This is a genomic window from Fulvivirga imtechensis AK7 (assembly GCF_000331535.1).
GTDB classification, from domain to species: domain Bacteria; phylum Bacteroidota; class Bacteroidia; order Cytophagales; family Cyclobacteriaceae; genus Fulvivirga; species Fulvivirga imtechensis.
Window position 1 is genome coordinate 54546 of the sequence record NZ_AMZN01000003.1, and the last position, 21093, is coordinate 75638.

Here is a 21093-nt window from a genome sequence, read left to right on the forward strand (position 1 = left end):
TTAAGTGAAGCAACAAATGGCATACTCATCTGATGAGTTTCCTAGATAGAACAAATCTACTTCAACGTAACCCTGATTTCCGACTTTTCGTCACCTTCAAGGGCTTTTAGCATATCAAACTTCAGTATAATGGACCTTTCCGATCGTTCTACAACTTTATAATGCACCAGGTCCACTTTGTCGATCTTTTTTGGAAAGTTAAGCACAGTGAGCATACTCATGTCCTGCAACATCATGCGAGCCAATGCTGTGGATTCGTCATCATTGTCAGGCCTGTCAGTATATGCAACGGTTCTTACATATGAGTTCGGAGTAACTATTAATTCCGTTTTTGTCTTGCCCAGTGGATTTTTCTGCTCTTCTTCCTGACTCTTATCTTCGATCATTTTCATGAAAGACAGAAACTCTTCACTGTTATCAAAGTCAAATTTTACTCCTGTTTTGATAAAGCCTTCCTGTCTGCTTCCTTTCATATAAGCAGTGGTTTTGTTGAACAGCGCCATCACTTCCGGGTCGTTGCGCATATCGGGGGTAAGGTCAGACTCGAGGGATATAACAGAGTCTATTTTATCAGGAAAATCCTTCCAAACCATCTCCTCAACTTTGGCAGCCATGGCGACACTGTCCATGGTTTCTCCTTCCGGGGCAGTCATTTGCACAGTCGCCTCCATCATTTGCCGCATCATCGGTATGGTGTTGGCTGAAACATCATAGGTTCCACTCCCATCTTTGTGGAAGGTGATCTCTTCACGTACTTCACCACATGAGCATAGTAAGAGCAGACAGGCAAAAATGGATAATGGTAATTTCATAGCTGTATTCATTAAATCATATAGCAATATAGATTTATTAAGTTTTAAAAGCTATAGTCAATTTGGCCTCAGTTGTGAGTATCGTGTAGGAAAATCCCCTCACCACAATCTGTGACTGATCATAACCGTCAAATTAAGCTCCACAGTAGGAGGTGCGATCAGTTTTCACCTGGGGATTCGCTTTTGCACTAAATTTAACGGCTGCATCTGCCTTGGTCGAACGTGTGCTTGCTGCTCACAGGCAGACACGCACCTAATGAGTTGCTTTTTCTCTCCCGGAACTGTCACTTTCACAACTTCTGAAGTCACGCCAACTTGCCCCCTTCGCCTTTCCGGTAGTTAAAAATAACGGAATCTAAGCATTTTTTTTTATCCATGTTTTCAGTGATTTCTGTAGCCTCCGAAAACAATAACTTTGATGTTGGCAGGTAAAAACATGCTGATCTGCTTCTAAACTTTTAAGCTATGGAAAATCAACAAATCAAAGAATTTAAAATTGAAGAACTAGAGCAAAGGCTGGAAATGGCCTCATGGGCACAAACAAAATGTAACCTGGCAGGCCCCGGCTCACCTGAGTGTGAGATGCTGGAAAGATAATCTAATTAGTGTCTCTAAGAAAACGCCAATGTCTGCGTTACGCTCGCCCCAAAAATGCTCACGTACCTCAGTACGCTCCACTTTTTGGCACTTTGTCCCGCCCTTTGGCGGAAATGTTTTCTTAAAGCCATTAGAGTTTTCTTACAAACACTAATTAAAGGCGGATTCCGAAAAGCCTTAAAAGAGTAGGAGAAATTATTAAATGATCAAATATGAAAAAGCAAAACAACGACAAAAAGGAATTTAAAGTTGAGGAATTAGAGCAAAGACTGGAAATGGGAAGATGGGCTGTAGGTGGAGAATGCGAAAGCGGAGGAATCTGCTATATCCAAGAATTCTAAGTCTATTATTCGGGTCCCGGCATTCTACCTTGCCGGGATTTTGTATCAATACCCTGCTGTGGTTTTCTTTTAGAACAGGTATCATTTATACCGCGGAATGCCCTGCATCAGAAGCTGTTGCGGATATAAAAATACTGAAACCAACTCCCAATCCATGTTAAGTACTAAAATATTCACCAGAAATCATCTTAAGCTTAAAGAAGATTTTGTCCGTCTACTAAAAGACTATGTCGAAAAGGAGGAATTTCCGAAACAAATTGCCGGAGGTATTCTTGACATGGCCTTCATTGATGAAAACCCTGTTTATTATACATATTATCCCTACCTGTTTAGCGAGCAGTTTAATATTCATGATAAGCAAACGTTGGACCTATTATCTCTTGCAGGCTTTTTGTACTTTAAGTCCATAGTCAATATAGACGTCATATTTGATAGTCAGGAAGCACAAAGTCCATTTCAAAACTACATTTTGGCCAATATATGTCAGGAGGAGACGGTAAAATTGCTCTCCGAATTGTTTGATTCTAATCATCCATTTTGGAAAGCCTGGAACAAGCGGAAGTTTGAATATGTAAAAGCCTACCAGATTGACCAGGAGTCGCATAACATACGAACCTACGAGGAGTTTGAAACCCTGGCCGACTTTAAATGTGCTTTTGGAAAAATAGCCATCGACAGCCTCTTCTTTTTGTCCGGGTGCCAAAACAAAGCATCATACGAAAAGGTACTGAACTCACATAAATGCTTTTATGCTGCCTTTCAGATATTAGATGATATAGCTGATTTCAAAGAAGATATGGAAAATGGTCAATTCAATATTGTGGGCTTTGAGCTTAGAAAACAGCTAACAGAAACTGAGATAAAGGAGAGCACAATAAGAGACTTAAAGACAAAATTATACTTAAATGGAACCATCCGGAAGCTACAAGATCAGGCACTGTCATATATTGAGCAGGCCGAGAAATCTGTAGATATGCTGAATGCTGAACAGTGGAAGTTTGAAATGCAAAAGATGCGAAATACCATCATTTCAGACCAACTAAACCTGGATGGTTTTATAAAAGTCTTTGATACAAAGAATAACCTTTCCGGTGTCAAACGTTCTTCGGTTTCACCAAATGAGCAGATAAATTCAGCGCTGAAGTTTATCATCAATGCTCAAAATAAGGATGGGAGCTGGAACGATCATTTTAATGAAGCAGGGGTTAGTGATACATGGGCTACAGCGTTCATACTATCAGCATTTCCGAAAGAATATTATGAAGTGTACAGAAGCCATCTTGACAGGGCATCGAATTTTCTGCTGCAAGCGATGAGCAATAACAACCTGTGGGGCTACAACAGCCGCTGGGTTGCTGATGCTGATTCCACTACATTTGCAATGCTATCTCAACTTTGCTTAGGGAATGGAGTTGCTGAAAACAGCTTGCATCAATGGTTGGAATTTCAAAATTCCGATGGAGGCTTCAGAACTTATTTGAACAAAGAGATTATTCTGGCTTCCTTAAATAATGATGCAATGAATGATGTTGAAGGTTGGCTAAGGTCACATTTCTGTGTCAGTGCTACGGCTTATTATTATCTATGCCGGGCCGGCATTTTCAATGATCACTTTTTCAGGCTAAAAGACTATTTATCTGATAACCTTAAGCATGCAGAGCACCACCACTCATATTGGTGGACAGATTTTATTTATACGTTATCATTTCTGATCAAAGGGGCCACATTGATCAATGACGATGAGGTCCTGAAGCTGTGCAATCCGATTTTGGATCGATATGTTAAAACCGGACTAACAGGCAAGTCGGCATCCAACTACTTTTACATGGGAGTATTGTTGGACTGCGTCTTTGATTCAAAAATTGAAAAGGATGAATGGAAAGAGCCCATTCAAAAATTGGCGTCCACACTTTTGGAAAACCAAATGGAAGATGGATCATGGCCTGGTAATTATTCCCTGAGGATACCACATCCCGGAATTAAATTTCCTCAAGATCCATCACATAGATGGATGAAGTCTGATCGCGGAACCAATATTGTTGTTGAGGATTTTCATCGGTTATTCACCTCCGTTGTTTGTACGGCATCATTAGTTAAACATGAAGGGGCAAGTAGCAATGTTAGGTGAAATCCCTGTCAAATCGCCTTACCTGAGTATTACTCCATTCGATAACGGCGGTTATATAGTAGAACATAAAGCCTTAAATCATAGGATAAGTATTAATAAGCAGACATATAATCTGTTGAATTTGGTGGATGGCAAAAGTACGATTGCGGATATTTCCACTCGCTATTCAAAGAACTATGATACAGAAGTAGAGCCCGAAAACGTATATGATATCCTGTACCAAAAACTTGGCAAATATCATATTATCGAAAACGAGCAGTTTGAATATAAAATAAAAGGAAAGCCTGCCTACCTTAAGCTAAGTTTTGAACTGCTGAGAAAGGAATGGATTGACCCCATTACGAACCTGTTAGCCCCATTGTTCTCAAAAAATTTGTTTTACTATATTTTTTTAAGTGCTCTTATATTCATTTCAATAGTGGGAATTGCATATTACGACACCATTGAAACGGTAATAGGTACATTGAGTATTAGCCAGTGGATTCCTTATGTAGTTATTTCGGCGCTAACGGTTTTTTTTCATGAATTTGGACATGCGGCCGCCTGCAAGCGGTTCGGTGCAGAACACGGAAGCATTGGATTCGGTTTTTACCTTTTTTCTCCGGTGATGTATGCCGATGTCTCTGCTATTTGGAAGTTGAAGAAAGGGGAAAGAATAATAGTTAACCTGGCTGGAATATACATGCAGGTGATCACTGCATTCATTTTTGCCGTATTATACCTTAGTACCCATCGGATTGACTTCCTGGTTCTTATGTATCTTCTTGGATTGTACAGCCTGTTGATCAATCTCAACCCTTTCTTCAGAACGGATGGATATTGGGTGCTTTCCGATCTTACCGGTATAGCCAATCTTAGAAGTAATTCTAACCTGTCATTTAAAAGGCTGCTGGAAAAACTACTTAAAGGGACAGCATATCAGTTGTCATTAAAGGGGCTGTTATTGGCCTTGTACGCAGCGATAAGTATGTCAATCATAGTTGTCTTTCTTGGAGCCATTTTGATCTACTCACCAAATTCCATCCTTAATTTTCCTTTGGATGCATTTTACTTCATTAAGTATAATATATTAACACAACAGGATTTTGATCTCCTAAAGCTGCAAACCCTCTTACTCCCATTCCTGTTTTATGTGCTGCTGATACGGCTGGCCGTAAGTACTATAAAAAGAACTATTCCTCCGATACAAAAAGACCGGAAGAGGGAATTGCTGAGCCTTGCCGCCAGTATGCTCCTGGCTACAGTCTATTTATTGTCTGCAGCGGGAAAAGCGCTGAGTTTTGAATCATTTACCAGAAAAATAGCGCTGTACCAACTGCCCTTTGAATTCATACCCTATTTAATTCTTATCACCGAATTTGCATTGGCCGTTGGCTTTATGCTGTTGCTGAAACGGAAGTGGATTGCGCGAGTGTCTGTTGTTTTCATAGCCCTCATGTCTGTAGCTTATACCATTGGTTATTTTTTCCTGGGGATAGAAACTTGTAGCTGTTTTGGTGCTTTTGATGTTCTCAATTCAGATAACTACTATCTATCGTTTGCTAAGAATTTAATACTGGTTGTGTTATCAGTTTACGTTATGCGCCATGCCTACATAAAACTGCAACTGGTAAAAGAACTGGCGCTCTCTGTGGTGGTGGTAATTTCTTTGTCATATCTGGTTTATAGAATCAACGGACAACATGTACGCAATTTTGCACTACAAAACGAAGGAAAGGCCATAACTGAGTTGCCGGTTGCCGATCACAGCGCATTGGCCGGTTATGACTATTTATTTCTTTTTTCACCATCCTGTCCGCACTGTGAAGAGGCCATTCCTCGTATGAATGAGTTGCAAAAAAAGGGACCGGCCAAGGTGCTGGGAGTTACCATTACAGGAATGACGAATGATCTCAGCAGGTTAAAAGCAAAAAATCCTATTGACTTTGCAACACTCGAAATAGCTCAGGATGAATTTTTAAGACTAACCAAAACAGTACCTAAAGTTTTCGCCATAGAACAGGATACGGTGATGAGGGTGTATGGGATTGATGATTTAATAAAGGATAGTTATTAACTGATCCGAGCATAAATCCGCCTGCATGGTGTATCTCATGCTCTCAGGCACCTCCTTCATGCTGTTAAACCATGGCCTGTGTGCTCATAGGCCATCATCGCGAATTACTTGCGATACTTTTTGCCAACAACTATGCGCGGTGTTAAAAGGAGAGTTATCAACGTGAAATGGGTCTGTTTTCGGGGTTGGTCTGCGGGGACACAGACCATGGAGGGAGCTCCGGAAGCGTGCATTCAATATCATCTCGTTTATTCCATATAATCTATTTTATATTTTTATCTTAGGCTTTACTATTTTTAAAATAAGTCTGTTTTTGCAAATCTGAACTGCTAAAACTTCTGGTATTCACAAAGCTTATGCTGCCAGGCTTCGTAGTTTAAAAGTATATTACCAGGCCAGGTGGACACAAAACATTGTACAATGAAGGCATACAAAGACAAAAAAGAAACTTCTCCCAGCCACTCCAGAGCAATAAGTGCCGGAATTAGACAAATCAAAAATGGCCACTGTACAATACCCACGGGACCCGAAGTCGCACAAATGAAGAAGCTGCAGGAACTCGCCGAACACAGCAGTGAAGTGCGGCAGTTGAAAGCCGCCCGGAAATTAGCAGACGACTACTCCGAATCTATGGAACTTGCACAATTAACAAAAATAGCTAACCTTCATCCAACAAAACATCGGGCATCAACAGTCGGCAACAGCCAAAGCGCAGCCACCGTACAGCTTTTCAAGGATAAAAAGAGTGGCCAGACATCACCAATTATTTGGAACAACATAAGGGAAATTGACCTGATGAATATCTACAACATGGTGATTAGTGGGAATTATGAATTTGAAGATAAGGAGGAGCTGGAGTTTTATAAAAAGATGGATGAGTTGGGCATGAGTTTTGACAAAAAAGATGATGACAAGTTCTCAGAATTTGACGGGAACCAGTTGGATCCTAACCAGCAAGAGCTGTTCGACTATATGAACGAAACACTTTCTAATAAGGTAAACCAGCGTGATGGCAAGAAACTTCCAGGACGCACTGTACAAGGAGATATGCTTGAATGGACTACCTCAACCTTTACAAACGACATTGACATCAATGAGGTTAACGCCAATGAATATGCTATGAATATGGCCGGAATTGACCATCTTCAGGATAACCACAAATTTTCATTTATACAGGATAAGCTTCACCTCTCTCCTCATACGGCTAATACCGACACCTACCGCAAGCACTATGAAAATCGCCACAAAATGTCTGCAAAACTATTGGCAGAAATAGACAAAAATGGTCTTAAGGCACAAAAGATCATGAGCATGTTTCAAGATGCTATAAGTAACAATGCATGGCTACACAAAGACTATCTTCAGAAATTGGTCAACATCGTTGATAACCATCGGGAAGAGTATAAAAAGGCGCTCAATAGTTTTACCACAAATACCTTACCCAGCCTTGTTGACGATGATAATTTGATCCGGGAGCTAGGGGATAGAATTGCTTTTACCGTGCCCTCTGACATTTGGGAAGCACTTTATCAGCTTTACGAAAAAGGAGTGGTCCCAAAGGAGGAAATGTACTCTTACATCCGCCTCGACATGAGTACATCAGATTTTATTAAAGTGTTTGATTTGCTCAGTGATTACGCCAACCCATACAATGAACAAAGGACGAAAGATGAAGATGAAGACTGGAGCGAGTAATTACCACTGAAATGATTTAACTTCCCTTTTTTCGGGAATAATTGTATAATACCGCCAAACCAATAATTATAACAATGAGATCACTTTATTTTTTCGTGGTGCCGGCAGTTTTATTTGCCTGTGCATCACAGCAAAAGGAAGAATTTGAGAATGAGAAAGTTAAGAAGTATACCATCGAGCAGTTCATGGACAATGAAAGTGTATTTGGCGGGAGTTTTTCTGCTGATAAGTCCAACGTGCTGGTAACTAGCAATCGCTCAGGTATTTTCAATATGTATACTGTCCCCACCGATAGTGGAGCTTTTAATCCGGTGAGTCAGTCGGACAGCTCCTCGATATATGCCATTTCTTACTTCCCTGAAGACGATCGTATTTTATTCAGAATGGACAACAATGGCGATGAGATCTTCCATATTTATATGCGCGATCAGGAGGGGCAGGTGACTGAACTTACGCCCGATAAAGGTGCAAGAGCAGTTTTTTACGCTTGGGCCCATGATGGAAAAAGCTTTTTTTACGGGTACAACAAACGCGACAAGCGATTGATGGATGTGTATGAAATGGATATTGAGACAATGAAGCCTGAGCTCATTTACGAAATGGAGAGTGGATATAATTTCGGTGGTATCTCCGATGATAAAAAATATATGGCGCTGACCTATGCCATTAACACTAATGACTCTGACCTATATCTTTACAACTTCGAAACGAAGGAGAAAAAGAAGATCAACCAGACGCAGAGTGGTAATAGTGCGGCTGATTTTGGGGTGAACAGCGACTTCCTGTATTATCTCACAGATGCAGGATCTGAGTTTTCGCACCTGATGAAATACGACATGAAGAGTGGAAGTATCGAGAAAGCCTTTGAAGCAGACTGGGATGTTTCCTTTGCGTATTTTTCTCATGGTGGAAAATATCAATTAATGTTGATCAATGCTGATGGTAAGAATGAGATAAGAATATTGAATACGGAAACGAATGAGGTTGTTGAGTTTCCCACATTTGAGAGTGGCGATATTACCAGCGTGAATATCTCCAGGGATGAATCAATGATGAGTTTTTATGTTGGCAGCTCCAGCACTCCCTCTAATCTTTATGTCTACGATATCGGATCCGGTGCTTACCGGCAATTAATCAACACGCTCAACAGTGAAATCGATAAAGATGACCTTGTAACCGCTGAAGTAGTAAGGTATGAATCTTTTGATGGAGTGAAGATCCCCGCCATTTATTACAAACCCAAGCAGGCGTCTGCAGATGCCAAAGTGCCAGCGTTGGTGTGGGTACATGGTGGTCCGGGTGGCCAGTCAAGGCAGGGGTATTCAGGACTTATCCAGTACCTGGTCAACCATGGTTATGCCGTGCTGGCAGTAAATAATCGTGGCAGCAGTGGCTATGGCAAGACATTCTACCAAATGGACGATCAGCGGCATGGTGAAGAAGATCTTAAAGATTGTGTCGAGGGTAAAAACTGGCTGGCTGAACAAGAAAGTATAGACGGTGAAAGGATCGGCATTATAGGCGGGTCGTATGGAGGCTTTATGGTAATGGCAGCATTGACACGTACTCCCGAAGCCTTCGATGTGGGTGTGAATATTTTCGGTGTGACTAACTGGCTTCGAACCCTGAGAAGTATTCCACCCTGGTGGGAGTCTTTTAAGGATGCATTATACAAGGAGATGGGTGATCCGAATACTGCAGATTCCGTACGACTATATGAGATATCCCCACTATTCCATACTGAAAATGTCACCAAGCCATTAATGGTCCTTCAGGGGTCACAAGATCCACGTGTGTTGCAGGTGGAATCAGATGAGATTGTGGCTGAGGTTAAAAAGAATAATGTGCCGGTTGAATATGTACTGTTTCAAGACGAAGGCCATGGTTTTGCCAAAAAGGATAACCAGATCGAAGCTTACGGAAAAATACTGGAGTTTTTAGATCAATACCTGAAGGAGGGCAAGGGCCAACCTGTTGACAGGTCAGAAATGTGATCATTGCTTGAAATATCCCTGCCGGTAATTTCGGCAGGGTATTAATTTCTTTTGTCCGGGTGCCTTCTATAGCTGAGATGTCACGCGTTACAAGTGCGCGCCAGCGGATATGGGTGGTATCGGATTTTGAGATTGGTCTGTGGGGACACAGACCAAGGGGGGACACAGACCAAGGGGGCCATGGATATGATTTTCGGACGAGGAGCCTACTTCTTCATGTCGATCAGTTGCTTGAGTATTTCGGCAGAGGCCATTAGTTTGCCTTCCATTTTTTGTTTCTCGGCTTTCAGTTCCTCATTAGCTTTGGCAAGTGCAATGTAGGCTTCAACCAGCTCATTAAAGGCTTCCTGGGGGTCATCCTGAAATATTCTTTTGAACAAACCTACGTTAACTGGGCTTCCGTAGGTGTCGAGGGGTTCTTCAACCGAAGCTTTACCATTAGTGTTTCCTTGAACAATGTCTTCATTCTCTTCATCTGTAAAAAGGTAGGAAACAGGTGTCTCCAAAATTTGGGCAATAACAGGCAATAGATCACCTGTAGGTGATGACTGACCATTCTCCCAGGAAGAGAGGGTCGCATTCCTAAAACTGATCCCCGCAACCTCATTCACTTTTTCAATGAACTCCGATTGCGTCATTTTAAGTTTTTTATGATAAAAAGCAATTTTATTGCCTAGAAGAATTTTATTATTCAAGATAACCGTATATATTTATTTCAAATTTACGATAATTAGTAAATAATAATAGTAAAATTTTTTCTGAAACTTCAAATTAACGAAAAATCAACGAATGAATGCAGCGATAATGCATTCCTAAACTTAAAACTTTTATGGTATTTACGGAAAAGAAAACTTACCCGCAACTGGAGATGGATACTGAAAGCAAGTATAGCTTTGCAGTACAATTATTTTTTGATGAGATCAAAGAGTTTTCATTGTTCTGGTTGGCTTTAGAAGAATTAGAGCTTCGTTATCCTGATGCAGCTATTAACAAGGATCTTGTTTACCGGCAAATAGGTAACAACATTGAAGTACTGGAAAGGGAGACCGGCAGCAGTGTAGCACAGATACGTTTTAATTAATACTACTACTGTGGGCCTTCAGGAAATATTATCCAGATTTAATCGTCTTAAACAACTCATTCAGGACCAACAGACTGGCAGCCCGGATGATTTGGCAGAAGAGCTGGGTCTATCTAAAAGACAGCTTTTGAATTATGTGAACGCGCTAAAGAATGAAAGTGAAGACCAAATCATTTATGACAGAACGATTAAGAGTTATCGATTCCTCAATGGAGATGAGGAAAAAACGGCACATCTCTAGGTCTATAGCCTCCCTTTACAAATTAAAGGAGCAGATGAACAAGAATATTGACCTTATCTCGCTTATCAATGAAACTGAAAGCTGGGATGAGATACATCATGTTGCTCACTGCCTGAAAAATTGTGAAGAAGCAATAGATGCCATAAAGGAGAAAATAAAGGAAATTGAGTTGGCGCTCAGATAACCCAGCCTCTTCTGCCAGGCCATCCGGGGGTTTTTTAAAATTTAATCAGGACCAGAGGGTTTAATAACATTTTAGAAATATGCCATTCTGCCACTCTGGCCTGCTCTCGCCCTTCGTCAGGCGTTCTGATATGCGCCTTTAATATATTTTCTTACAAAATTCATAGGTCATGGGTGCCCCGGAATTATTCGTGAGCACCCGGCCGTACTGATTGAGCCCGGTCCATCGAATACAGACCTGATCACCACCTGTATCTGATACTTCCATCAGACCAAACTGGTGCGTCTCCGCACTGTAACCATGACTATACGGCCCGCCTTTATGAATATTGTAATTATCCAAAGGCGCTGCATGAAATATTGGGATGGGAGCGCCACCACCATCCGCATAGTCACTGTTCGAACCATCATCAATAGCCAGAATATGGGTATCGCCAGCCAGGATAAACACCGGGATCTCATAATACCTGATGAAATTGGCGATCTCCCTCCTTTCTTTTTCATAGCCACCCCAATCATCGTTTTCATCACATTCATAAAAACGGCTGCGCTCATCGCTGATCCACGGGATACCTGAGACCCACGCCACCACCATAGAATCGTACTTTGCTTCCAAGAGTTGCTCTTTAAACCAGCTTAGATGCTTGTCACTGCCGAAATTGGTCCCTTCTTTTGTCTGTTCACAGCCGTTGTATTCGGGCCTCACCTTTTGGGACCTTAGATCAGTAAGAATATATTTCACTCTGCCCGCATTAAATACCTGAGAAACAGGGTCTTGCTCGTCACCAAAAGCCAGGGGGTAATGCGGCACAAAATTTTTATAGGCATCAATAGCTTCATTGCGACAATTTGAGTCTTTAGCACTGTTGTTTGGTCCGAAGTCATGGTCGTCCCAGATGTAGGCTATCGGGACGCTGCGATATAATTGGGATTGAGTAGCAGATTCCTGAACATCAAAAAAGGCGTTGGCATACGCATATTCGCAGTTGCTGCTAATATTGGCATAGTGAAGGTCGCCTGTATTTAGGAAAAACAAAGGGTCCTGCTCTCTGATAGTTTCAAAAACCTGGCTGCTTGACCCGGTCTCAGCACATGAAGCGAAGATCATTTTATAGGAAAAAGGTCCGGAGGCGAAGGTTCGGAATTTTCCCGTCAGCCGCGGTTCTGAAGTAAGGTCCCCGTCTATTTCCAGCTTGTAAAAGTAATCCGTATCGGGCGAAAGGCTGTCGAGGCTGGCCTTTGCGGTAAAGAAATTCTCTTCCCTTACCTCTACCTCATCAGAATACATGAGGTTTTTCGTGAAGTCTTCGGCAGTGCTGGCTACCAGCCGGACGGCTGCCTCCTGAGTGAGTTTGAAAGCAAAAGCTGCAGACGTATCGGTAACTGCTCCCGACCATACATAAACTAAAAATTCATTCGGTATCCTGTCAGGAGTGTTATTGCAGGAAAGTATCGCTATACTTCCAAGGAGTATAAATATCTTTACCTTCAAAATGTGTCATCTATACCTCCCGGTCGATAAGGCCTTCTGCAAACCGCCTGAGCATCGCTTTGCGAGGTAGCGGAGCTTCTACTTTCCTTAACGACTGGAATCCTTTTTCGAAGAAATAATTCATTTTTCCCTCGGTAAGCGTCTTTATCTCCAGTTGGTTGTAGATGGCAGTAACGGCCTCAACTTTCTCTGCGGCCTGGTACTGCTTTTTTGATAACCAACCCTCCAGTTCTTTCTTTTGCTTACCTTTTGCATTCTCTAATGCTTTTATAAGCAAAAATGTTTTCTTATTAGATAAAATATCTCCACCCACCTGTTTTCCAAATTTTGCCTGATCTGCATATACGTCCAGCAAGTCGTCCTTCAACTGGAAACCGATACCAATATTGATACCGAAATCGTTCAGCGCCCGGCAACTTTTCTCATCTGCACCAGCTAGAAGTCCTCCAAGTTTTAAGCTAAAGCCCAGCAAAACCGCTGTTTTCAGCCTGATCATTTCAATGTACCCGGCTTCACTTACCGTCTTCCTTTTTTCGAAAAGCATATCCAATTGCTGACCCTCACATACCTCGGAAGCACATTTGTTGAAGGCCTTCAATATGGCCAATGTAAGATCGCTGTTATTGGTGATCAACATCTCATATGCCTTCACAAGCATCACATCTCCTGAAAGTATCGCAGTGTTATGATCCCACTTTTCATGTACAGTGTCATTCCCTCTTCGCAAAGGGGCCTTGTCCATGATGTCATCATGCATCAGAGTGAAGTTATGAAACACCTCAACCGCCACCGCCTGACGCATTATGGTGGCCACATCATCTCTATACAATGAATAGGCGAGGGCGGTGAGCAACGGGCGCAGACGTTTACCTCCAAGCGACATAATATATTTTATCGGCTCATATAGCTCCACCGGAGTCTTGCCAAATGCCGTTTTCTTTATCTCTGCCGAGATCATCGAAGCAAGTTGGTCGGTTGTTTTGATCATGTTGTAGTAAAAAAGGCGAAACTATGATTTACTGTCCTTTTCAGCAAATTCAAGATCGATAGTTCTCCGGTCGATATCGGTATTTTTAACCGTTACCACTACTTTGTCGCCAAGGGTGTACATTTTTTTATTTCTGCGACCAATAATGCGATAGTTGTCTTCATCAAATTCGTAGTAGTCATCCTTCAGGTCAACCATACGCACCATACCTTCACATTTTGTCTCCACTATTTCCACATATATCCCCCATTCTGTAACGCCTGAGATAATACCATCGAATGGCCTGTCCTCCACCGACTGCATAAACTCTACCTGCTTGTATTTGATGGAAGCACGCTCCGCATCTGCAGCTCTTTTCTCGCGCTCGGAAGAATGAATACATTTTTCCTCATAATCATTTTTATCTGCGGATTTTCCTTTACTCAGGTAGTGCTGCAGCAGCCTGTGCACCATCATATCGGGGTACCTTCTGATCGGTGAGGTAAAATGCGTATAGTGGGGAAAAGCCAGCCCAAAATGTCCTGTTGCTTCAGTTGTATACTTCGCTTTTGCCATAGAGCGAATGGCGAGTTGCTGAAGGACGTTTTCTTCCGGTTTACCCTCAATACTGGTCATCAATTTGTTAAGAGATTGTGAAATGGCTCCCTGATCTGTCTTCAGCTCATGACCAAATCTTTTGGCAAACTGCGCAAAAGTGCCCACTTTTTCCGGGTCTGGAAAATCATGTGTACGGTATACGAAAGTGTTTTTGTCCTCTCCTTTTTTCATACCAAACACGAAAGTGGCCACCTTCTTATTGGCCAAAAGCATAAACTCTTCAATGAGCTTGTGTGCATCCTTTCTTACTTTCGGAATGACTCCGAGAGGCTTGCCTTTCTCATCAAGCTTAAACTTCACTTCTGTAGTTTCAAAATTGACCGCTCCTCTGTTAAAGCGCTCTTTTCTGAGTTTTTTTGCCAGATCGTTCAGCTTTTGCAGCTCTTTGGCATAGTCTCCAACGCCCGTTTCTATTCCGCCCTGTGCTTCCTCATAGGTAAATCTTCTGTCAGAGTGAATGATAGTTCGTCCAAACCATTCTTTTATTACATTAGCTTCTTCATCCATTTCAAAAACGGCAGCAAATGTGAGCTTATCTTCCTTGGGGCGCAGTGAACAAAGACCATTGGATAGTCGCTCCGGAAGCATAGGCACAGTGCGATCCACCAGGTATACGGATGTAGCCCGGTCAAATGCCTCCTGCTCCAGAATAGTACCTGGTTGCACGTAATGGGTAACATCGGCAATATGTACCCCTATTTCAAAATTTCCATTTTCAAGATTCTTGAAAGACAGTGCATCATCGAAATCCTTGGCATCTTCGGGATCAATCGTAAAGGTGAGCACATCTCTGAAATCTTTTCTCTTCTCAATCTCCTGTTTGGTGATCTTTTCCGAGATCTTTTCTGCCTCTTTCTCCACATGCTGCGGAAACTCAAATGGCAGATCAAATTCGGCCATGATGGAATGGATCTCCGCTTCGTTGTCGCCCGCAGGACCCAATACATTGATCACCTCCCCTTCCGGACTTCTGTCGGGGCCGGGCCATTCAGTAATTTTTACAATTACCTTGTCATTATGGGCAGCTCCTTTGGTGGCGTCTAGTTTCACAAAAATATCCTGATAGATCTTTCGGTTGTCAGCTATTACGAATGCAAACCGGGGTGAAAACTCTATCCGCCCTACAAACTGATCCTTTGCCCGCTCAATGATCTCTATCACCTTCCCTTCCGGCTTTCTGCCTTTTACCGGTCCCTGGGCCTTCACTTTCACCAGGTCGCCATCCATGGCATAGTTCAGGTCTGTAGTTTTTATGTAAATATCTTCCCTGTCGTCAGGGGTGAGCAGGTAGGCAAACCGTGGGTTAACATGATCGATCTTCCCAATGAGGACTTCAGCCGCATGGGAGCTGCTGTATTTCTCGCTCCCCAGGTGAACGATCTTGCCAGACTCTTGCAAGAGCATCAGCACGTAGGGGATCTCCCGGTTATAATCTTTTCTCCTGAAACCTAACTTCTTGGTAATCTGCTTTATTGAAAAGGCCGTGCCCGGATTGCTATTCAAAAGTGAGAGTATTTTAGCTCTTAAGCGCTCCTGGATTCCTCCTGACTTGCCTGACTTCTTCTTTTTTCTTTTTTGACTCATAAAATCTTGTCTGTCATGCACCTGTAAAGATGCAACTATTATTACTGCTAATGCAGCTATATTAATTATTAAATGTTTAAAATCTAAACAGTAGAAATGCTTTTTGGTTAGTGTCTCTAAGAAAATGCCTATGTCTGCGTTACGCTCGTCCCAAAAATGCTCACGTACCGCAGTACGCTCCGCTTTTTGGAACTTCGTCCCGCTCTTTAGCGGGAACGTTTTATAGTTTCTTTACAAAGACTAGTTAGTGAAAAGCGTTTCAGTTGGGAGGGGTGGTAATTACCTCCAGCTCATTCAGGGATATATTTTTTAGTTTCAGGAAAACCCGGGCTGTAACAATAACATCCCTAACGCAATATGAGGCAATCTTTTCCAGGTCCTCAGTGTGATAATACACCTTGTTCACATCGCCTCCATTCATATCCGATTTGCTGGAATCGATGTTGAATATGGCTGCCAGGAGATCAAGTGAGGTATAATGCTTCCAATCACCAAACTTCCACATATCCATTGTATCCAGGTGGTTCACCTCCCACGGTTTCTTACCGGAAAGATCAAGCGCTGAGGGAAGTGAAATACCATGGATCAACATCCTCCGGCTCAGGTAGGGAAAATCAAACTCACGCCCGTTATGGGCACAAAGTCTTAGATTTTCCGATCCCATTTTTATCAAAATAGTATTGAACTTCTCCAGCAACGCCTTTTCATCATGATCATACAGCGCTTTCACACGAAAAGACGGCTTTCCTTCTTCTACATGAAAGTATCCCAGCCCGATGGTCACCACCTTACCAAATTCCGCATAAATTCCTGCGCGTTGAAAGTAAAGCTCTTCTTCCGTAATATCTTCGCCTTTCTTTAAAAATGAAGCCTTCCTGCTCCACAAAGTTTTGAGCCTTTCGTCAAGATCAGTATAGGATCCTGTCGCGCTTACTGTTTCTATATCTAAAAATAATATGTCTTTCAGGGCTTCCATTTATGAGTGAAGCACTCCTTTCGTATCTAGTTCTTTAATGTATATCAGGTTCTCTTCCTTGATAGTGTCGGGAAGGAAAATGAACTTCTTGTCGTAGATCCTCCCATCTACATAGTAGCTCACCCAAAATTCGTTATTCAGGTGAAAAATATCAGCCGTGATAGGCTCGATAAGTATAGAACTACGGGCAGGCACCGTTTCGAGAAAATGCCTTAGCGTAGAGGTTTTTTGCTGTTCTCCGTCCTGCTCTCCATAGCCGGTGGAAGATACCAGCGTGTTCTCGATGTCATATTCATTTCTATTGATCAGGTGTACTGACCATTCCTCCTGGTTGAGCTTATTGATAGTACAGGCAACTGCCAAAGTCACATTTTCTACCTTAGGTATTTTAATGTCTTTCTTCATCTTCAATAGAGCTCCATTTCAAATAGATGTGCTATTTTTTCTTTTAATATTTGGCGGACTTCAGCGATATTTTGCTCCTTGCCCAACTCCTGCTGTAGAGAAGTCACGGCCTTGTCATCTATTCCACAGGGGACAATATAATTGAAATAATCTAAATTCGTATTAACATTAAAAGCAAATCCATGCATAGTTACCCATCGGCTGGACTTGACACCCATGGCACATATTTTTCTGGGATTGAGTTGCTTTTCATGATCCAGCCATACACCCGTCAACCCTTCGATACGTCCGGCACTTATACCATATTCTGTGAGCGTTTGGATAATAGCCTCCTCGAGCAACCTCAGGTATTTATGAATATCGGTAAAAAAATTATCCAGGTCCAGGATAGGGTAGCCAACGATCTGCCCCGGCCCGTGGTATGTAATATCACCACCACGGTTGATCTTGTAGTAGGTGGCCTGCTTTGCCTTCAACCCCTCGGCATTGATCAGCAGATGCTCTTCTGAGCCACTCTTACCAAGCGTGTAAACATGTGGGTGCTCGCAAAATATCAGGTGATTCGGTGTAGCTTCCTGAAACTCTTCAGGCTGTTTTCTGTTGTTGATCTTCATGTTCAAAATCTGATCAAACAACGTAGTCTGGTAGTCCCATGCTTCCTTATAATCTATCTCTCCAAGATCAAGAAATTGTACCTTTTTATTGATAATTGAGTTCACCGCTAATAGAATAGAACTTATATTTAACGCTGCAAAGGTAAAGAATTTGTATAAGAAGCATGGGATTCGGAAAATGGAAGAGGAGAATGGTAACGCAAAAATTACGAAAAAGTTAACAAGTGCCTAAAGATAAGAAAACAAAGACCAGTAGCCGGAAACAAGAGGCCAGTCACCAGAAAACGGGCCGTGAGGGGGAAGCGGCAGCTTGTGATTTCCTGATCAAGAAGGGCTATGAGATACTGGAAACAAATTATCGCTACAAAAAGTCAGAGATTGACATCATCGCCAAAAAAGAGCAGCTATTGGTGTTTATAGAGGTAAAAACAAAAAGTTATTCTTCCTTTGGCTACCCTGAAGAGGCTGTGAACACCAGAAAGGCACAAAAGGTAATTGAAGGGGCGGAAAATTACATCTATGAACTGAACTGGGAGAAGAATATCCGGTTCGATATTATTGCCATAGACAATTCCACCAATGAGATCCTCCATCTGGAAGATGCCTTTTACTAACCCAATCACTGTGCTACCTAAGCCGCTGTTTCCAGCATAGTCTCCTGAAGCTCTCTTTTGAATGAGTAGCAAAAACTGGAGAAGTTCAGTAGGTTAGCATGCTGGTCGAGCACTTTCATGATGGTAATGACTGCTGCCAGCGCATCTACCTCCTTGTGAAAAACCCTGTGTCCGCTCTGGCTGTCGAGCGTAATCACCTCCTCAGTAAACTCATCTAGGTGCTTCAAAAGGATCCTCTTTTCGGATGGCTCCCACTCAGTGACGTACAATATCTTCAGATAATCAGGAAGCCTGCTGATAAATTCGGCGGATTCTTTTTTTGTAAGGCTACGTCTGATCGTATGCAACACACGGCTCACCACCAGACCAGCTCTTTTGGTATCAACGATAAATAATGCTCTTTTTATCTCTCTGATCAGGCCACAATCCCTCTTGGCCAGCTCTATATAATTGATTTCAAAATTGTTTTCCATTACAAAGTTATTTCTCCAACCGAAAATATATTTTAACTACTTTTTCAGAGAGAAGGGAATAACCGTGCCAATATCTTCTGTTTATTAGTACATTGATTTTTTAATGTATTGGGCGATCGCTACAACGCATATTTAACACTAACTGTAGAAGTTATTCAATAACTGGTGTGGTGGGTTCTGGTCATTGGTCCGGTGAATATGAGTCGTGAGTCTTGAGTGGAAGACGAATCTTCATCCAAAACATGCGAACACTCTCCTCCCGGGAAGAGATTCAATGCTCTTAAGTTAAGGACTGGCTTCAATAACAGGAGTTGTCATGCCGACTTTGGAGGCATCTTACTAAGCCGTTTCGTCTATGCTTCTTAGTAAGTTCCCTCTTTCATCGGGATGGCGCCTTAACTTAAGAGCATTGGGAGGAGATACAGAGGTGGGTAAGTGGGGTTACCCCTCTGTTCTTCGGACATCTGCCCAGGTCGGGGAGACTTTAGGGATGAGGTTCGGTGCTTCAGTTTGTCCACCTCCGGCCTTTGGCCACCTCCGCCAGCGGAGGACAGTTCTAATAAGGTTCACGATAATTTGATTTAGCCATGAATCTGGGTTAGCACCTTCTTTCGGCTTCAGTTTTATGACTTACTCAATAAAAAATATATTTTCAATGCAATTAACATGAATAAATATTAGCTTAACTTTGTATTATATTTGCATTGGTCTCAGTGCCCACTCTTGCGGCCTAATGCGGACTTTAAACGATAAGTACAAAAACTCAGCTAAGAAACGAATGATCAGGAACAGTTATTGGTGGATTTTCTTTTGTATAGTGGCCTGTGGGGCGAGCTCCGACAAGGTAGGGGGCTCTGCTAAATTTCATGCAGCAGAGTTGAGGGGGGAGGTAGAAAACCCATTGATCAACGAGGCTTCGGGACTGGTGGAAGGATACAATAACCCCGGGTATCTGTGGACGCATAATGACAGTGGAGACGAGGCCAGGATCTTCCTTTTAGATGAATTTGGCAGAGACAATGGCATCTTTACCCTCAAAGGAATAGCCAACCGCGACTGGGAAGACATCTCCAGCGGACCGGGACCGGAAGAGGGTGCGAACTACCTGTATATTGCCGAAATGGGCGACAACCTTGCCGTTCACGATTATAAATATATATACCGCTTTATCGAGCCTCGTGCTGATGACCCGCGTGTGATCGAGCGTTTTGATACCCTTACTTTTCAATATCCTGATGGCAAAAGAGATGCCGAATGCCTGATGGTGGACCCGCTGACCGGGGACATCTACATCATATCTAAGCGGGAAGCACAGGTGGGAGTGTACAAAGCGCCATTCCCGCAGCCTGTGAAAGATACCATTATACTTGAAAAACTGGGAAATATACCGTATCATAACGTGGTTGGAGGAGATATTTCGTCAGATGGTCGGGAAATCCTTGTAAAAACCTATGACAAAGTGCTTTATTGGGAACGTGATCTTTCCCTTAGCCTGATGGAAACACTCCGGACAGCACCCTTGGAAATACCATATATTGTGGAGCCTCAGGGTGAAGCCATTGCCTGGAAAAAAGACGGCAGCGGGTTCTTTACCTTGAGTGAAGAAAGGGATAGTATTGAGGCAATTCTCTACTTTTATCCTAAAAACCTGTGATGGTCAACGAAATAAGCATGACAGGTTTTTGGCCAAAAGTGACTTTTTAGTACGTAAAACTTACATATTCGACTAAAGATTACAAGATTTTCAATGGTAAAAACCTGATAAAAAGCAGCTTTTTACGATGAGGAATTTTTCAAAAACAGCGCTGAAGCGCTCCACAAGCACATCCGCATATTGCGCCAGTCCCACCTAATTGACGTTAGAATACACAAGTTATTTTTAACCCTGACAGGTGTCAAAAAATAGCAAACACTACCTGTTTTGCTGTGTTATTAATGTATAATTTTCGCTCTATAATACTGATTTTTAAACACTTAAATTTATATTACTATGAAAAAGGTTTTAGCATACTTTTTTGCCCTTATGATGATGGCCGCTGTTTCGTCTTGCACTGATCCTAACGCTGATGAACTATATGATTTGAAAAAGACCAATAATACCGGAGGAAATGGTGAAGTGGGAGCTGATGATAAGGATAACGATGCCCCAGGTAATTAAGATTGCCTGGCAAGTATATATGTAAGTTTTTGACGTAAAAGGTCCGCAATTAAGTCGGGCCTTT

Annotated in this window: 20 protein-coding genes; 11 read left to right on the top strand and 9 right to left on the bottom strand. The window is 42.2% G+C overall.

The window, feature by feature from the left end:
• Nucleotides 1-56: 56 nt before the first annotated feature.
• On the bottom strand, nucleotides 57-812 hold the full coding sequence (locus C900_RS01215; protein WP_009577712.1) for a hypothetical protein: 756 nt from the start codon (nucleotides 810-812) through the stop codon (nucleotides 57-59).
• Nucleotides 813-1277: 465 nt separating this feature from the next.
• On the opposite strand from C900_RS01215, the gene C900_RS30780 reads away from it, so the two are divergent.
• The 6 genes from C900_RS30780 (at nucleotide 1278) to C900_RS01235 (ending at nucleotide 9623) form a co-directional block, all read left to right on the top strand.
• Nucleotides 1278-1409 (top strand): hypothetical protein, encoded by a 132-nt coding sequence (locus C900_RS30780; protein WP_009577714.1) that lies wholly within the window; start codon nucleotides 1278-1280, stop codon nucleotides 1407-1409.
• A 212-nt stretch (nucleotides 1410-1621) separates the two neighbouring features.
• On the top strand, nucleotides 1622-1750 hold the full coding sequence (locus tag C900_RS30785; RefSeq protein ID WP_009577715.1) for a hypothetical protein: 129 nt from the start codon (nucleotides 1622-1624) through the stop codon (nucleotides 1748-1750).
• A gap of 154 nt (nucleotides 1751-1904) precedes the next feature.
• Nucleotides 1905-3878, top strand: a complete 1974-nt coding sequence (locus C900_RS01220) for a prenyltransferase/squalene oxidase repeat-containing protein (protein WP_009577716.1) — start codon at nucleotides 1905-1907, stop codon at nucleotides 3876-3878.
• The gene (locus tag C900_RS27965) at nucleotides 3850-5934 is read left to right on the top strand and encodes a M50 family metallopeptidase (RefSeq protein ID WP_157493840.1); all 2085 of its coding nucleotides are present in this window, start codon (nucleotides 3850-3852) and stop codon (nucleotides 5932-5934) included. The genes C900_RS01220 and C900_RS27965 overlap by 29 nt, the downstream gene beginning before the upstream one ends.
• 420 nt (nucleotides 5935-6354) lie before the next feature.
• Nucleotides 6355-7629 (top strand): hypothetical protein, encoded by a 1275-nt coding sequence (locus C900_RS01230; RefSeq protein ID WP_009577718.1) that lies wholly within the window; start codon nucleotides 6355-6357, stop codon nucleotides 7627-7629.
• Nucleotides 7630-7703: 74 nt separating this feature from the next.
• Complete coding sequence (locus C900_RS01235; protein ID WP_009577719.1) at nucleotides 7704-9623, top strand: S9 family peptidase; 1920 nt, start codon at nucleotides 7704-7706, stop codon at nucleotides 9621-9623.
• A gap of 206 nt (nucleotides 9624-9829) precedes the next feature.
• Here the strand turns inward: C900_RS01235 and C900_RS01240 are convergent, their stop codons facing one another.
• Nucleotides 9830-10261, bottom strand: coding sequence for a helix-turn-helix domain-containing protein (locus C900_RS01240; RefSeq protein ID WP_009577720.1), 432 nt, complete (start codon nucleotides 10259-10261; stop codon nucleotides 9830-9832).
• A 191-nt stretch (nucleotides 10262-10452) separates the two neighbouring features.
• Between C900_RS01240 and C900_RS01245 the strand changes: the two genes are divergently transcribed.
• Both C900_RS01245 and C900_RS30195 read left to right on the top strand, forming a co-directional pair.
• Nucleotides 10453-10704 carry a hypothetical protein gene (locus C900_RS01245; RefSeq protein ID WP_009577721.1) on the top strand — a complete coding sequence of 84 codons (252 nt, stop codon included), beginning with the start codon at nucleotides 10453-10455 and terminating at the stop codon, nucleotides 10702-10704.
• Between the two features lie 176 nt (nucleotides 10705-10880).
• Nucleotides 10881-11129, top strand: a complete 249-nt coding sequence (locus tag C900_RS30195; RefSeq protein ID WP_185113946.1) for a Rho GTPase-activating protein — start codon at nucleotides 10881-10883, stop codon at nucleotides 11127-11129.
• A 138-nt stretch (nucleotides 11130-11267) separates the two neighbouring features.
• On the opposite strand, the gene C900_RS01255 is transcribed toward C900_RS30195, so the two are convergent.
• The 6 genes from C900_RS01255 to lipB all read right to left on the bottom strand — a co-directional run bounded on the left by C900_RS01255 (nucleotide 11268) and on the right by lipB (nucleotide 17889).
• Nucleotides 11268-12620, bottom strand: coding sequence for an alkaline phosphatase D family protein (locus C900_RS01255; protein WP_009577724.1), 1353 nt, complete (start codon nucleotides 12618-12620; stop codon nucleotides 11268-11270).
• A 10-nt stretch (nucleotides 12621-12630) separates the two neighbouring features.
• Nucleotides 12631-13608 (bottom strand): polyprenyl synthetase family protein, encoded by a 978-nt coding sequence (locus C900_RS01260; protein ID WP_009577725.1) that lies wholly within the window; start codon nucleotides 13606-13608, stop codon nucleotides 12631-12633.
• A 21-nt stretch (nucleotides 13609-13629) separates the two neighbouring features.
• Nucleotides 13630-15789, bottom strand: coding sequence for a ribonuclease R (rnr, locus tag C900_RS01265; protein WP_009577726.1), 2160 nt, complete (start codon nucleotides 15787-15789; stop codon nucleotides 13630-13632).
• Nucleotides 15790-16048: 259 nt separating this feature from the next.
• On the bottom strand, nucleotides 16049-16765 hold the full coding sequence (locus tag C900_RS01270) for a 3'-5' exonuclease (RefSeq protein ID WP_009577727.1): 717 nt from the start codon (nucleotides 16763-16765) through the stop codon (nucleotides 16049-16051).
• Entirely contained in the window at nucleotides 16766-17170 is a 405-nt protein-coding gene (locus tag C900_RS01275) for a hypothetical protein (RefSeq protein ID WP_009577728.1), read from the bottom strand. It abuts the gene before it with no gap.
• A gap of 2 nt (nucleotides 17171-17172) precedes the next feature.
• Complete coding sequence (lipB, locus tag C900_RS01280; protein ID WP_009577729.1) at nucleotides 17173-17889, bottom strand: lipoyl(octanoyl) transferase LipB; 717 nt, start codon at nucleotides 17887-17889, stop codon at nucleotides 17173-17175.
• 119 nt (nucleotides 17890-18008) lie between these two features.
• Between lipB and C900_RS01285 the strand changes: the two genes are divergently transcribed.
• Entirely contained in the window at nucleotides 18009-18398 is a 390-nt protein-coding gene (locus C900_RS01285; protein ID WP_009577730.1) for a YraN family protein, read from the top strand.
• A 17-nt stretch (nucleotides 18399-18415) separates the two neighbouring features.
• Here C900_RS01285 and C900_RS01290 read toward each other — a convergent pair whose 3' ends face one another.
• Complete coding sequence (locus C900_RS01290; RefSeq protein ID WP_009577731.1) at nucleotides 18416-18871, bottom strand: DUF2267 domain-containing protein; 456 nt, start codon at nucleotides 18869-18871, stop codon at nucleotides 18416-18418.
• Nucleotides 18872-19649: 778 nt separating this feature from the next.
• Here C900_RS01290 and C900_RS01295 point away from each other — a divergent pair.
• Nucleotides 19650-20525, top strand: a complete 876-nt coding sequence (locus tag C900_RS01295; protein WP_009577732.1) for a hypothetical protein — start codon at nucleotides 19650-19652, stop codon at nucleotides 20523-20525.
• A 336-nt stretch (nucleotides 20526-20861) separates the two neighbouring features.
• Nucleotides 20862-21029 (top strand): hypothetical protein, encoded by a 168-nt coding sequence (locus C900_RS29665; protein ID WP_157493841.1) that lies wholly within the window; start codon nucleotides 20862-20864, stop codon nucleotides 21027-21029.
• The last annotated feature ends 64 nt before the right edge of the window (nucleotides 21030-21093 follow it).

Bases quoted from the DNA above. Each gene is read 5' to 3' on its own strand.
- C900_RS01215 (WP_009577712.1), bottom strand. From the start codon at position 812: ATGAAATTACCATTATCCATTTTTGCCTGTCTGCTCTTACTATGCTCA.
- C900_RS01240 (WP_009577720.1), bottom strand. From the start codon at position 10,261: ATGACGCAATCGGAGTTCATTGAAAAAGTGAATGAGGTTGCGGGGATC.
- C900_RS01245 (WP_009577721.1), top strand. From the start codon at position 10,453: ATGGTATTTACGGAAAAGAAAACTTACCCGCAACTGGAGATGGATACT.
- C900_RS01270 (WP_009577727.1), bottom strand. From the start codon at position 16,765: ATGGAAGCCCTGAAAGACATATTATTTTTAGATATAGAAACAGTAAGC.
- C900_RS01220 (WP_009577716.1), top strand. From the start codon at position 1,905: ATGTTAAGTACTAAAATATTCACCAGAAATCATCTTAAGCTTAAAGAA.
- rnr (WP_009577726.1), bottom strand. From the start codon at position 15,789: ATGAGTCAAAAAAGAAAAAAGAAGAAGTCAGGCAAGTCAGGAGGAATC.
- C900_RS01290 (WP_009577731.1), bottom strand. From the start codon at position 18,871: ATGGAAAACAATTTTGAAATCAATTATATAGAGCTGGCCAAGAGGGAT.
- C900_RS30780 (WP_009577714.1), top strand. From the start codon at position 1,278: ATGGAAAATCAACAAATCAAAGAATTTAAAATTGAAGAACTAGAGCAA.
- C900_RS29665 (WP_157493841.1), top strand. From the start codon at position 20,862: ATGAAAAAGGTTTTAGCATACTTTTTTGCCCTTATGATGATGGCCGCT.
- C900_RS30195 (WP_185113946.1), top strand. From the start codon at position 10,881: ATGACAGAACGATTAAGAGTTATCGATTCCTCAATGGAGATGAGGAAA.
- C900_RS27965 (WP_157493840.1), top strand. From the start codon at position 3,850: ATGAAGGGGCAAGTAGCAATGTTAGGTGAAATCCCTGTCAAATCGCCT.
- C900_RS01275 (WP_009577728.1), bottom strand. From the start codon at position 17,170: ATGAAGAAAGACATTAAAATACCTAAGGTAGAAAATGTGACTTTGGCA.
- C900_RS01260 (WP_009577725.1), bottom strand. From the start codon at position 13,608: ATGATCAAAACAACCGACCAACTTGCTTCGATGATCTCGGCAGAGATA.
- C900_RS01295 (WP_009577732.1), top strand. From the start codon at position 19,650: ATGATCAGGAACAGTTATTGGTGGATTTTCTTTTGTATAGTGGCCTGT.
- C900_RS01235 (WP_009577719.1), top strand. From the start codon at position 7,704: ATGAGATCACTTTATTTTTTCGTGGTGCCGGCAGTTTTATTTGCCTGT.
- C900_RS30785 (WP_009577715.1), top strand. From the start codon at position 1,622: ATGAAAAAGCAAAACAACGACAAAAAGGAATTTAAAGTTGAGGAATTA.
- C900_RS01230 (WP_009577718.1), top strand. From the start codon at position 6,355: ATGAAGGCATACAAAGACAAAAAAGAAACTTCTCCCAGCCACTCCAGA.